The organism is Sphingomonas sp. GW821-FHT02B09, from assembly GCF_059421875.1.
In genome coordinates this window covers 91,732-104,832 of sequence record NZ_JBWKVV010000007.1, presented here as the reverse complement: position 1 = coordinate 104,832, position 13,101 = coordinate 91,732, and the positions used below count along the sequence as shown (strand labels likewise).

General features: G+C 62.8%; 12 protein-coding genes. 4 read left to right on the top strand and 8 right to left on the bottom strand.

The features are described from left to right. The first annotated feature begins 5 nt into the window (after window positions 1–5). Window positions 6–371: a hypothetical protein gene (locus tag AC07U4_RS20585; protein ID WP_495196846.1), complete on the top strand. Its 366-nt coding sequence runs from the start codon at window positions 6–8 to the stop codon at window positions 369–371. Window positions 372–875: 504 nt separating this feature from the next. On the opposite strand, the gene AC07U4_RS20580 is transcribed toward AC07U4_RS20585, so the two are convergent. The 5 genes from AC07U4_RS20580 to AC07U4_RS20560 form a co-directional block, all read right to left on the bottom strand. Further along, window positions 876–1,061: a hypothetical protein gene (locus AC07U4_RS20580; RefSeq protein ID WP_495196845.1), complete on the bottom strand. Its 186-nt coding sequence runs from the start codon at window positions 1,059–1,061 to the stop codon at window positions 876–878. Between the two features lie 292 nt (window positions 1,062–1,353). After that, entirely contained in the window at window positions 1,354–1,701 is a 348-nt protein-coding gene (locus AC07U4_RS20575) for a lysozyme inhibitor LprI family protein (RefSeq protein WP_495196844.1), read from the bottom strand. A 113-nt stretch (window positions 1,702–1,814) separates the two neighbouring features. After that, window positions 1,815–3,515: an FAD-dependent monooxygenase gene (locus AC07U4_RS20570; RefSeq protein WP_495196915.1), complete on the bottom strand. Its 1,701-nt coding sequence runs from the start codon at window positions 3,513–3,515 to the stop codon at window positions 1,815–1,817. A gap of 260 nt (window positions 3,516–3,775) precedes the next feature. Next, on the bottom strand, window positions 3,776–4,165 hold the full coding sequence (locus tag AC07U4_RS20565) for a hypothetical protein (protein ID WP_495196843.1): 390 nt from the start codon (window positions 4,163–4,165) through the stop codon (window positions 3,776–3,778). A 13-nt stretch (window positions 4,166–4,178) separates the two neighbouring features. Beyond that, window positions 4,179–4,451: a type II toxin-antitoxin system Phd/YefM family antitoxin gene (locus AC07U4_RS20560; RefSeq protein ID WP_495196842.1), complete on the bottom strand. Its 273-nt coding sequence runs from the start codon at window positions 4,449–4,451 to the stop codon at window positions 4,179–4,181. A 638-nt stretch (window positions 4,452–5,089) separates the two neighbouring features. On the opposite strand from AC07U4_RS20560, the gene AC07U4_RS20555 reads away from it, so the two are divergent. The 3 genes from AC07U4_RS20555 to AC07U4_RS20545 all read left to right on the top strand — a co-directional run bounded on the left by AC07U4_RS20555 (window position 5,090) and on the right by AC07U4_RS20545 (window position 7,735). Beyond that, window positions 5,090–5,911 carry a site-specific integrase gene (locus AC07U4_RS20555; protein WP_495196841.1) on the top strand — a complete coding sequence of 274 codons (822 nt, stop codon included), beginning with the start codon at window positions 5,090–5,092 and terminating at the stop codon, window positions 5,909–5,911. Between the two features lie 211 nt (window positions 5,912–6,122). Continuing rightward, window positions 6,123–7,190, top strand: a complete 1,068-nt coding sequence (locus AC07U4_RS20550) for a DUF3500 domain-containing protein (protein WP_495196840.1) — start codon at window positions 6,123–6,125, stop codon at window positions 7,188–7,190. Further along, the gene (locus AC07U4_RS20545) at window positions 7,172–7,735 is read left to right on the top strand and encodes a hypothetical protein (RefSeq protein ID WP_495196839.1); all 564 of its coding nucleotides are present in this window, start codon (window positions 7,172–7,174) and stop codon (window positions 7,733–7,735) included. Before AC07U4_RS20550 ends, AC07U4_RS20545 begins: the two co-directional genes overlap by 19 nt. Before the next feature lie 63 nt (window positions 7,736–7,798). On the opposite strand, the gene AC07U4_RS20540 is transcribed toward AC07U4_RS20545, so the two are convergent. From AC07U4_RS20540 to AC07U4_RS20530, 3 genes are read right to left on the bottom strand one after another with little or no spacing between them, the layout of a single operon-like run. Next, window positions 7,799–10,258, bottom strand: a complete 2,460-nt coding sequence (locus AC07U4_RS20540) for a PepSY domain-containing protein (RefSeq protein WP_495196838.1) — start codon at window positions 10,256–10,258, stop codon at window positions 7,799–7,801. Beyond that, entirely contained in the window at window positions 10,255–10,941 is a 687-nt protein-coding gene (locus AC07U4_RS20535; RefSeq protein WP_495196837.1) for a hypothetical protein, read from the bottom strand. The genes AC07U4_RS20540 and AC07U4_RS20535 overlap by 4 nt, the downstream gene beginning before the upstream one ends. After that, window positions 10,941–13,097, bottom strand: a complete 2,157-nt coding sequence (locus tag AC07U4_RS20530; protein WP_495196836.1) for a TonB-dependent siderophore receptor — start codon at window positions 13,095–13,097, stop codon at window positions 10,941–10,943. The genes AC07U4_RS20535 and AC07U4_RS20530 overlap by 1 nt, the downstream gene beginning before the upstream one ends. Window positions 13,098–13,101: the final 4 nt, after the last annotated feature.

Genomic DNA, 13,101 nt, shown 5'->3' with positions numbered 1-13,101 from the left:
TGAGGATGACATCGATCGTCCCGATCATGCTACTTCTCGCCGGCTGCGCTTCTACCCGCCCGGTGGAAGGGCCGGTACGCCTGGGGCAGATGGCGGCCGTCAACGGTCCTCGGGTTCGAGCGGATCGCGTGATCGAGGACAGCCGCTGCCCGGCCGACGTGCTGTGCATCGAGGCGGGCCGTCTGATCGTGCAGGTGACCGTGTTCGGAGGCGGGTGGTCGAGAAAGTTCGATCTTCAGCCCGGCGTGCCCGTCCATGTCGTGGACGGCAATTTGACGCTGATCGAGGCAACTCCGCTCCCGCGCACGACACGACCTCGAACCAGAATGCGATCGTACCGCTTCACCTTCAACTTTCAGGGAGGGTTGTGACAGCAGGCGTACGGCAAGAGCAGCTAGCCTGCTGACGCTGCCGTCCGGACGGACGTCGCTAATCTGCCGATGCATGGCAGACTAAAAAAGGGCCGGTCGAGCCGGCCCTGAAGTTTTTTAGGAGAGGATGCCTGAAAGGCACGGCCATGGTGTGCCGACTGCCCTCACCACGCAAACAGTTTTTGTGCGCCGCAGCAGAAACTAGTTAGCTGGTCGTGCTATTGCAGAGGAATAGGCCGCGCGACCTTGCCGTGCCGCAGCAGCCTCCTTCGACCGTTCGGCCTGGTCCGCCAGCTCGTCCCACCGTCTTGCCGCATGGAGCGCCCTGTCGCGAACATTCGGCAATATCGTACCGTCAGCGATCTGACGTTCGACCGTGGCACGCTTGCGGTACAATCTTGCTTCGTCTGCCATTTTAAAAACCACCCCCACCCATCCTGGCTGTTCGACAGCGATATCCTGACTGTCCGCCCCGTCGATCAGCTCCGATCTTGGGTGGCAAAACTACTCGATTTCCTCGACTTTTACGATCGTGGGAATCGATGACCCACCATGTGCGGTCGCTTCCTGTCCCAGCGCCGCGTCGCGCGCGCCCTCGTCGGTGGCGTGATGGACCTCGAAGACCTTCTCGATCGGCTTACCCATCGGGAAGAGGCAGCTCACTGTCACCTTCCAAAGCCTGTCCGTCATCGTGCCTTCTCCCTTGACGCCTGATCCTGCCTGCCGCTTGCAGTCGCTGTATCGAGCCGAGACAGGGTAGGCCACTGGAGCCTTAAAAGGGCGCGTCGGGCGCGTCGGGCGCGTCGGCGGCCCGCGGTCAGCGTCTTGAATATGCACATGAACAAACGGCGGAAGTCGGGAAGCCGATCAGTCGCCTTGAACGTCGGATTATGGGTCGTTGCCGAAGGTTTGCTGCTTCTGGCTACCTGCGCAGCGCGAAGGCCTACTCGGTCCGCGATCGCTGCCGATCAAGGTGGCATGATCAGCGAAAGCGGGAGAGCCATGTAATCCGCTGCTTCGTCTGCTTGGCAAGGCAGGCCGGGTGGTTCAACATCTCAATCGTCCCTGCGCCCTCGCTATTGTCGAGCGGGCAAGCACGGTCACGCTGAGCAAGCCATGCGCGCTGCGAAGTGCGCAAGGCCGACTGACGCGCGGTAGAAAGTCGTCCCATCGTCGATCGATAGGTCTCATTCAGCCGAGCGTCGGCGCGTCTATAATCAGCAACGAAACAGGCCGACATTGCCGAGGTCACACCCTGGGCTGCCTCACCAGCGTTAAGGCAGCGATCCAATTGGTCAGAAGCGGCAAGCGCTAAGGCAAGTGTGATCATCAGTAATCTCCATCATCTGCAAAACGATGCGGGCTTCGGCAGGTTGCCGATCTACTCAAGCGCCACAGTGCGTCCCTGGGATCGCGTGACAGCATGGAGCGACAGACGAATTATCATGCCGGCGCACCCAACGGATCAAACAGACGCGCCATGGACTGGGTCAAAGCCAAGCGATCGATGATCGAACCTGCCCAGGCGACTATGCCATCAGGGCGTATCAGTGCGGCGTCCGCATTGGCTTTGTCGCCTGAGGAAGAGACACAATAGTCAAGCTGGGTAGACGTGTCAGCAATCTCGGCGAATTGCTCGGAATGGTTGAAACCGAGCAACAATGCCCGCCCGCAACGCAGCGCCTCGTTCAGTGTGCGTCCGTCCGCAAGTGGCGCGTCAGGTACGCTGCGGCCCACGAGAGGATGTGCGGCGCCGAGTTCATCGTATCGCAGCCCGGCGCCCCATGCCCGTTCGGCGAAGAACGTAGACCCGTCACGCGTCGCCATCAGTTCGCGAACCACGGCTCGCAATGCCGCGGCGCCGGGATCTGGTCGAAGCAACGCTACCTGTGAACGCGACCATTCGAGCACTTGCTCCGCGATCGGACGCCGTTCCCGCGCATAGCTGTCGAGCAACGAGGGCGACGCGCGGCCAGTGGTCACCGCAGCGAGCTTCCAACCCAGGTTCATGGCATCGCCGATGCCGAGATTGAGGCCCTGACCGCCTAGCGGCGCGTGAACATGCGCCGCGTCGCCGGCGAGGAGCACGCTGCCCTGCCGATAGCTGGTGGCGAGAAACGCGCGATCGGTCCACGTCGTGGCGAGTTCCACCCCGGCGACTGTGACGTCGGTGCCCGACACGCGTCGCAGTACCGCTTGCAGATGCTCGTCGCTCAGCGGGAATGTGCGATGGCTTACACCGCCATCAAAGTCGACCATGGTGACGGTGCCGGGCGGTGCGTAGGTGTACATACCTGACGCGGTATGCCGGCGACCGGGGCGAAGCCGGTTTGGCTCCTCGAGGCACAGCGTCATCGAATAGCCGGTGAATTCCGGCTCAGTGCCAACAAAGCTGATCCCGGCGGCCTTGCGAACGGTACTGCGGCCGCCATCGCATCCGACGATCCGACCGGCCCGATGCGCCATACCGCCGGCATGGACCTCGATGCCGTTTGCCGTTTGCGTGACGCCGTCGACGCCACACCCGTGGCGGATTACGACGCCGAGATGGCTTGCTCGAGTAAACAGCACGTGTTCGAGGTCGGCCATCGTCACCGCGAGCGCTTCGATTGCACCGCTCCAGCGCCACGGCCACGCGTTCGTGTCTACCATGTCGTGAAAAAATTGCAGGCCGGCGAAATGCCCAGCGGGACGGCGCGCTCCGGCGGTCCAAGGTGCGGCGATGACTGTGTCGGCCAACGCCATGCGGGCCTTGAGCGGCGACAACAGATCACGCCGTTCGAGGCTCTCCATCGTCGGCAGGTTCAGCCCGCGAAGACCAAAGGGCAAATTTTTCAGCGGCGACGCCGCTGCCTCGCTACGTTCGAGCACCAGCACGCGGCAACCGGCAAGCCCGAGCTCGCATGCGAGAAAGAGGCCAACCGGCCCAGCGCCGGCAATGATGACGTCGTATGTGGCGTTGTGCTCGAGTGACACGGTAAAGGCTCCTTCAGTCGATTGTTCGACCGGAGCGTTCCCCATCCAGGCACCCTCGCGGACGAACGGACAGGCGCCGCGAAATGGCACCCGCTGTTCGTCGTGGGGATCCTGGCCGAGGCCAAAGACCAGAGCTTCCGTTACCGAAAGGGCTTGGGCTGACCACACCAAGCCTGCCTTTTCCGACCTCGCCAACGTAGCTGATCGCTAGCTGTAGTGGAAGACCGTCGCAGCGCGTCAGCAAGCCGCCTGGCGACAATCCGCCAAGTCGACAATAGCTGAACGGACGTCTGCTCGCGGAAGGGACTGCGACCGTACCAACGGCCGCTTCTGGGTCGGTTTGATGTCCGAAGCCACCATACGTAGTGTCGTCGAAAGCACGAACCCCAAGGGCAATGACCATTTGATTTCGGTCGCCGACGGTTGCGTCAGTCGCGATTCACTGGACGCCCGATCCCAGCCGCAACGATCGCGTCACGGACACGGCGGAAGAAGCTCGCCGGCAGATAGCCATAGCTGACGGACGGCTCCCGGCCGGGGACAGGCCGAATGTCGTAACCCGGCCAGGCGAAGCGGTTCCACTCGGTAATGACGATCCACGACCGATCGCCCGATAGGCCAAGGTCGCGCCGGACGGCATCCGGCACTTCGATGGCTAGCTGATCGCGGGCAGGGGGCTTGGTGGTCAGCGGCACCACGTGCACCTGATCGATCCCGTCCTCGGTCTGGGTTACCAAGACGACCGCAACCGGCCGGTCTTTTATACCTTCATCGCGACCTTTAACGTACTCATATTCCCACAGGTAGCTGTAGTTCAAAACCTCGCCTGGCTCAGGAAGCGTTGAGCCTCTTTTCAGCCGCTTCGCAGCCGCGGCCGGGTTCGACGTCCCGGATGGCTTCGAGGGTTTGGTCATCAAGATCCTCCACACGGCCGGCGATCCGTTCACGACGGCGCAGGCGCTCATATTCATCGACGGGGACCATGACGAAGCGCACGCGGCCGTTGCGACTGACTCCGACCGGGCGGATCATCGCCTCATCGGAATAGCGGCCGAACTGCTTTTGCAATTCGCCCGAAGGTACGATTTCCATGCTCGTCGCCATGAGCGGGTGTTCCTGTGCTGGATGCGTTGCGGGATCTCGATCGCATGCAGGTGCTGCCTGTACGCGGGGGGCTCGGTCGCGCGTGCGGCTTAGCCTGCACGCGCGGATCGGTAGGTGAAGCACGACCGGCTTTAAGCCGATATCGCCAAAATAGGGAAAACCGGGATAATCGTCAAGAAGCGTTGAAGCCGCTGTAGGCGACAAATCCGTATAAGTGGTATAAGTGGTATAAGCCGCTAGACAGGGCATATCTGACAAATCATTCTAGCGATAAAACGGATTCCTGCTAAATAGGCGATGGCACGAAACCGGGCGTTCTGGTACCGGTCAGCGACTGCAAAAAGTGGCAAACGCGGTAATCGGGTATCGGATGGGCTGACGTGTCACGAAATGACGAGAGGGACACAAACACCGCCATTGACCTCATTACGGGTGGTCGGATCGATGCGCTTGCCATGTACCTGCGCGACCTTGCACCTCATGATCGCGACCGGGTCGATGGCTATGTCGCACGCGCATCGGCCGCGGCGACGCTGTGTGCCTATCAATCCGACTGGCGGCTGTTTTGTGCGTGGTGTGCCGAAAGCGGGTATCGCTCGCTGCCGGCGACGCCCGCGATCGTCGCCGCATTCCTGACGTTGCTCGCCGAACGCGGGTTCGTGCCACAGGCACCACGGCAATCGCGGGGCGGACGCGCGGCGGTTGCGAAACCACTCGGTCGCTCGACGATCAGCCGGCGCCTCGCAGCGATCGTCTTCGCGCACCGCGCGGCCGGGATCGATCCGCCCACCCAGCAGCCCGACGCCGCCCGGCTCGACAAGGCGATGCGGGCGATCCGCCGCGACAAGCGTGACGATCCGCCCGGCAAGAAGCGGCCAGCCGATGGTGACGTGCTGCGCGATATGTTGCGGACGATCGATGGCGATGACCTACGCGCGTACCGGGACCGGGCGCTGCTCGCGATCGGGATGGCTGGCGCGTTTCGACGTTCCGAATTGGTCGCTATCACGGTGGGGCGGGTGTCGGACGATGCTCGCGGGTTGCTGGTGCGGGTGCCGACTTCGAAAACCGATCAGGAGGGCAGGGGGCATAGCGTTGCCATCCCCGACGGACGGCGGCTCGAGCCAGTACGGCATTATCGTGCATGGCTGGAGAAGGCAGCAATCGACAGCGGTCCAGTGTTCCGCAAGCTCACGCCACAGGGGCGCCTGACCGATCATCCGATGAGCGCGCAAGGTGTCGCCCTCGTTGTGAAAGCGGCTGCCCGATCGGCCGGCTATCCTGAAGCCTTATTCTCTGGACACTCGCTGCGGGCTGGCTTCCTGACCGTGGCAGGCCGGCAGAACGCCAACCTGTTCAAAATGCGCGAGCATAGCCGGCATGCCTCGATCGACATGGTCGCTGAATATGTGCGGGACCATGAACGCTTCCGCGAACATGCCGGCGAGGGGTTCTTGTAGGCATTATGTATAGGGACATCGAACAACGGTGACCGTCTGGCCAAATGCGATCGGATGATTGGCGAAGCCACGATGGCTGGCTGCGCGGTCATTTGAGCCCACAGAGCTCCCGTGAGAGCGGCGTCCGCATATCTGCGAGGTGCGCCAAGTGATTGGACCGGTTCTAATAAGGCGGCTTGCGGTCAGCGCATCCGTCAGGAAGAGTCTGATGATGAAGCGTTGTCAGTCCTTTTCCTTTATCATCGCATTTGCCATGCTTTCAGCCTGCGGCAGGGGCGGTCCGCCCGTTTCCACACCCGTCGGTGACGGCGCGCCGGGATCGTTGATCCACTCGGAGGCTCCTGACGATCAATCGCGCCGCATCGTCACGGCAGCGCAGGAATTTCTGAGCAGCCTCGATGCGTCGCAGCGAAAGGCCGTGCTGTTTCCGTTTTCGGATGGGGCGCAGCGGGTAAAATGGTCCAACTTTCCAACTGGCTTCGTGCCACGTGCGGGCACGCCCTGGGGCAAGTTGACGGCGCAGCAACGCGGCCGCCTGACTGCGCTGCTGCGGGCGGTGCTGAGTCCGCAAGGCATGGAGATGGTCATCGAGCAGATGCAAGCCGACGACATCCTTGCTCGCAAAGAACCCACGATGTTTGGAGCAGATCGCTATTTCGTCAGCATGGTTGGCATGCCGTCGCTCGACCGTGCCTGGACGCTCCAGTTCGGAGGACATCACCTGGCGATCAACGCTACCGTGGCGGGGCCGCACGTCACGTTGTCGCCTAGCCTCACCGGCGGTGAGCCGCTGAAGTTCATCCGCAACGGCAAGCGCATCTACATCGTCGAGAACGAGGTCCTCCAGGCGCAGGCGCTGATGCGGGCATTGACGCCCGGTCAGACAAAATTGGCAGTCCGCTCAACACAGAAAATCGATCTCGTGCTTGGTCCTGGTCATGATGGCCAGGTACTCCAGCCCGAAGGCCTAGCGGGCAGTGCGATGACTCCGAGGCAGAAGCAGCAATTCCTTCGGCTGATCGAAGCGCGACTCGACTTCCTCAACGCGGACGACCTGGCTCCGCAGGTGGCTGCAATACGCGCGACGCTGGACCAGACCTATTTCGGTTGGTGGGGAGCGACATCGCCGCTCGGTGCTGCCTACTACCGCATCACAGGTCCGCGCGTGCTGATCGAATTCTCGCCGCAGGACATGGACGGCGACGCCACCAATCACGCGCACAACATGTTCCGCGATCCGACAAATGAATATGGCTCGGCATGGACGAAGCTACGTTGAAGGCGCTCCGAACGACGCTGGCGCTGACAGCGGCAATGGTGACTGGTGCGGTCTCTGCCCACCCGGTGCACGAGGTCGTGCAGAACGCCTATCTGACCTTATCGCCGGGTACGGTCGGGTTAGAGCTGGAGTTGACCGCTGGACCGCAGGTTGCCGGCCGGCTTATCCGCGCGCTCGACCGCAATGGCGATAAGCAGATCATCTCCGCCGAGGCACACGCCTTCGCCGGCCGCGTACTCGCGCAATCCCGCCTCACGATCGACCGCCGCCCGCTCGTGATCCGGACCTTGTCCGTCGATGTGCCCTCCTACGCCGCGCTGCTCGGCGCGCATGGCACAATCCGGATCGTCGCCGCTGCGGCGCGGCCGGCTCAGCGCGGGGGAGCGACGCTAGCCTATCGGAATGGCTATAGCCCGGCGGAAAGCCGCTGCGATGCCAATATCTTCGTCAAGCCGGGGAGGCGGGTGGCCGATCGCATAGAGGGTCAGGACCATAGCCCGGACGGACGAGCTTTGATCGTCCGCTACGTGAATGCGACCCGCTAAAGGCGCCGTTTGAAAAGTAGAGCGCTCATTTAGAAGCAACGCGGGGAGCCTCTGCAGCTGAGTTTAATAAACATCTCGCTGATAGCAGCCCGCCTCTGCCATCGCTTCGAGCCGTACGTCACTCAAAATGGCTCGAAGGGCCGCATCGACATCGCTGGCCATGCCGACCAGGCTGCCGCAGACGAAGAACGCCGCGCCACGATCCGCCCATTCACGAATAGCATCTGGGGCTTCTGCAACGAGATGCTGCACGTAGCGTCCACAGTCTGGCGCACGGGAGAAGGCGAGATCTATCCGTTCCACCGTGCCGTCCGCAACTAGCCCCTCGATCTCGGCCGCAAAGGGTCGGTCGTGATCGCGCGATCGTTCGCCGTAGAGCAGCCATGCGGGGGCCGCGGCCTTCCCTGCGCGTGCCCGGTCGCGGAGGTGGGCCATCAACCCGGCAATTCCGGTGCCGTTGCCGATGAGGACGATCGGCGTCGCGGGGTCTGCCGGCGCGAAGCCTGGATTGTCGCGAACACGCAGTTCGATAGTTCCGCCGATCGGCGCGATCTGGTTCAACCAGCCAGAACCGATCCCCGGTTCGCCGTCGGGGGCGGTGCATGATCGCACGAGCAACTCGATCTCTTCGCTGGTCGCAAGCGACGCGATCGAATAATCGCGATGGCTGAGCAGACGTGGTGAGTGCTGCCCGTCATCCGCCACAAGTACCTTATCCATCCAGAGTTCGCGCAGGGCCGCGTCCCGGCCGTGAGCTGCGAGCCATCGATCGACGCGGGCCGGATCGTGCCGGGGCATGACCTCCGCGACCGCGCCGGGCGTCCAGATGGTCGGTTCCTCAGACCTCAGGACAATGCGGTGGACAGGCGCCCCCGGACTGCCGGGATTGATGTGCTCCCGGTCGGTCAGCGTCCACCGCTGATAGGCGGCCGGCGTCCAGTCGGGCTGGATCGCCGCTCCCGCAATGGCGGCAAGCTGGGTTTGCCAGTGTCGTTCGGCATCGCCATCGGTGCCGTCCATCTCGATCATGTCAAACAGCCGTCGTCCACCGCCCGCATGGAGCCACGCATCGACGCGATGACCGAAAGCGCAGAAGTCCGGATACTCCCGATCCCCGAGCGCCAATACGGCGTAATCGAGTCCCGCGAGATCGACGGGCACCGACATCGTCGTGGTATCGAACCGCCGGGATCGGTCTGGCGCGTCGCCCTCGCCATAGGTCGCCACGACGAACAACGCGCGTGATGCGGACCTTAGTCGATCAGGGTCGAGCCCGGCGAGCGGGAGCACGGTCGATCCGGGGAAGGCCATTGCGCTGAGTCGGGCAATCCGTTCGGCGTTGCCCGTTTGAGAGGCGTGGATGACGAGCATCGACGATCCATCGCCACTGGCGAGCGGCAGGCATGAAGCGGTGACCGCGGCCAAGGCCCGTTTAGATCGCCGCCGCGCGATGTAGAGCAGCAGGCCGGTGATCGTGAACAGGGGCATCGTCACGCTGCTGAGAAGCAACGCGATCCGCCCGGTGATACCGAAGAAGGCACCGGTGTGGATGGCATAGAAGTTGGCGGCGATCGTCTCGCCTAGCGCGCGGGCGGCATAGCGCTCCGTCTTCATGGGTGCGCCGCTGAGTGCGTCGAAGCGCAGTTCGTCGGTCATACGGTCGAAGCGGGCGTCGCGCGGCAACATCCGCATGATGATAGGCTTGTCTCCCGTCGACAGGGTGATCGAGACCCGTTCGAAACGCGTGCCGTCGCGCTTCAGGAATTGGGCCCATGCCGGTGCGAGCGGCAACGTGGCGCCTTTCGTCTCGGTGCGGCGCTCGTTTGATGGCCCGCTCTTGCCGGTCAGAACGTATCGCGCACCTTGCTTGTACCAGTCATACGACCAGGTAAGCCCGGTCAGTGCGCTGACCAGGTAAAAGGCGACTAACCATCCGCCGATTACAGCGTGCAGGGCGCGATACAGGTTGCGACCGGTCTTGCGCAGGTCGAGCACCAACCACGATCGCCAGTCGAGCGCGCGGCGCGGCCATCGCAGATACAAGCCCGACAGCGCGAAGAAGATAAGTGCCAATGCGGAGAAGCCGGTGATCTGTCGCCCGATCCCGTTAGGGCCACCGGGCAAGGCCAGCCAGCGGTGAAGGTCCATCACCGTCCGAAAGAATGCCTCGCCGGTTGCCGGGCCGAGCAGCGTGCCATTGCGCGGATCGACGAAGACATGCTCGCCGCGGCGCTGGCCCTTCTCAGGCGCAAAAGTTACCGCCGCAGCTCGTGTCGGGTCGCGTTCGATCACGAGTTGTGTGACGCGAGTACCGCTACGTTGGCTGGCGGCCGCGTTGAAAAGCGCATCCGGAGACAGGGCGGGGGCGGCGGACGGAGCGAGGGTGACGACGCCGGGGCTTAGCGCCGCCATGATCTCGTCCTCGAAGCTCATCAACGCACCGGTGACACCCATCACTGCCAGGACAAGGCCTGCCGTGATCCCCAGGAACCAGTGAATCTGGAATAACACCCGCCGGGTCATCGTGACGTGCGCCCATCGCCGATCGCCCAATCGATCGCCGCATCGAACAATCGTTGCCCCACTGGCGACAGGTTGGTGAAGCCGTCGTTGCCAAGAAACAGCATGACACGACGAGCAGGGGCGATCGCCTCATAGTCCATCGTCGCACCGGTATCGTAGCCGAATATCACGGCCTTGTCGGGTTGGCCATACAAGGAGGCGATCGTCGTAGCCCCCAATCCGGGCCTGCCCCAGCTCATCGGTGCTTGCTTTACATAGACGTTGGCAACGCCAGCCGGCAGTCCCGCCGCCATCGGTTGCGGCGCGTTCACGATCCAGACGTAGCGTTCCCGTTCGGCCTCGCCGAAATCCACATCATGGCGCTTGCCGGTCATCGCCAGATCGTCGAGCAGGTCGTTTTCCCACGTTACAATCGGTACAGCGAGGCTGCGCCAGCCTGGCCTGACGTCTTTGGACGATACGCTGGCCGAGATGACGACCAGCGCTGCATCTCGGGCCGACGTCGGATCGGTCCCCTCTGCGGCAGTCCGAACGGTGAAACCACGCGACGAGAGGTGCTCCCGGACCTTTTCATCGGCAGCCGCGGAAGGGCCATTCGATTGCATCACCAAAATCGCGGTCCGAGCCTTCGCGTGCGCTGGCACGGCCAGCACCGGCGCAAGCAGTAGGAGAAGCCAGCGCATCAGAACCGGAAACTCATCGTGCCGATCGCGCGGCGGGGATCGCCGATTGAGACGCCGTATATGTTGACTGCGGAGGTGTAATAGGTCTTGTCGAAGATGTTCTTGAGGTTGAACTGGAACGCTACCGCCCGGCCGCCCAGGATCGTGTCATAGCTCAGAAAAGCATCGGCAACGGTATAATCGGGGAGCCGGAAGCTGTTGGCGCTGTCACCGAACCGACGCGCGACATAGCGCGCGCCACCGCCAATCCTCAAGCCATCGTCGCCGACGATAGAGCCGAGGTCATAAGCGGCCGACAGCGATGCGGTATGCGGCGCGACATTTGCTAGTTCGTTACCGGCGAATACCGGGTCCTCGATCGTGCGAGCGTGCGTGTAGGCATAGCTCCCGATAAGGCTGAGCGCGGACGTGACCTGACCCGAGACATCGAGTTCAATCCCCCGCGAAATGGCCCGCCCGGCGGTGCGATACTCGTTCAATGCAGTCGCGGCGTTGAATTGCGAAACGAGCACATCGCGTTTGTCGATATCGTACAGGGCCAGCGTAGCAGTGACGCGATCGGGAATATCGAGCTTGGCGCCCACCTCGAACGACCGCCCTCGCTCGGGCGCGAAGGCTGATGTGATCGTAACGCCGCTGGCGAGTGGCGCGATCGTCGAGGTGGGTTTCAGCGAGCGGGTGTAGCTGGCGTACAGTGAGAATATGTCGGCAGCCTTCCAGACCAGACCGGCCTGCGGCACGAATTCCCAGTCGCTCAGGTCGGTGTTTGCTGTGAAGGGGCGTCCACGTCCCGCCCGCTGATCGAAACCGACGAGACGACCACCCGCCACGACGATCCAGCGATGGCCAATATGGATCGCATCCTGCCCAAACACGGAATAATTGTAGAGCCGGTCGGTCTGATCGCTGTCGCTCGCCGAGACGGCGGTTGGGAATGGTTCGCGGCCGTAAACCGGGGCGAGATAGCTGAAGGTCGACCGCACCGCCTGGCGGATCAGGTCGCGGCGATAGAAGCGGCGGTACTCGCCCTCAATCCCGAACTGCACCTTGTGATCAAGACCCAACAACCCAAACCCGCCGTCAAGATAGGCTTGCGCGTAGGCATCCGTGCTGAGCGACCCCACCGTCGCGTCGTTACTGCGCGTTAGCGTTCCACGCGCCGTATTGACGCCTGACACGCGCAATTGACCCGCGTCGTAACGCTCGCTGTTGAAGCTGGAGGCGAGGTGGGCTGCCCAACCGCCGCCCAGCTGGTGATCGACCGCGAGTTGCACCAGATGGCTATCGCCCGACATCCGATTATTCAGATCATCGAGGCGTCGCCGGCGTGGCACGGCAAGCGGCGTCAGGGTGCGGGAATCGAGGACGGTACCGCGGTCGAACGGATAGTCGAACTTGCGGTATTCATACCAGATCACCGCCTGGGTCGACGCGCCATACCAGCCGACCGACGGCGCGATCAGGGTGTCGCGGCGTTCCCCGAAATTGCGCCAGTAATCCTCGTCCTGATGATCGATGACGAGACGGCCGGCCAGATTGCCGCTGAGCGACCCGGTCAGATCAGCCATTGCCTCCAGCCCGGAGCGACCTGCGGCATAGCTCGATCCGGTAAGGGCGATCGTCAGCTGCGTATCGAGCAGCGGTTTGCGGCTGACGATGTTGATGACGCCGCCAGGGTCCATGATGCCATAAAGCAGCGAGGATGGTCCCTTCAGTACCTCAACGCTTTGCGTGGCGGCATTCAAAGCCCGTCCCTGCACGACCGGCATGCCGTTGTGCATGATCGACCCGTCGCGATTACCGCCAAAACCACGCTTCAGGACGGTATCCTGCGTTGCAGCCAGTGTGTTGCCTTGAGTGATACCGCTGACGTTCGTTAGCGCATCGTCGAGATACCGCGGGCGCTGGTCGCGAATGGCCTGGGCGGGAACAATGTTCACAGCCTGAGGTGTATCAAGCGTAGACGTCGCGGAACGCAGAGTGGAGGCATCGGGCGTCGGCTTATATCGATCGTCCGCTGCTTTCGGTGCCGGTGACGCTCGACCGGTCACGACGATATCTTGGTCGTTATCCTCGTCTGGAGTGGCGTGCGCAAGCACGCTGCTCGAGCATGAGATCGCAACCATGACGAGCGCGCAACGTGAGAATTGATGCAACCGA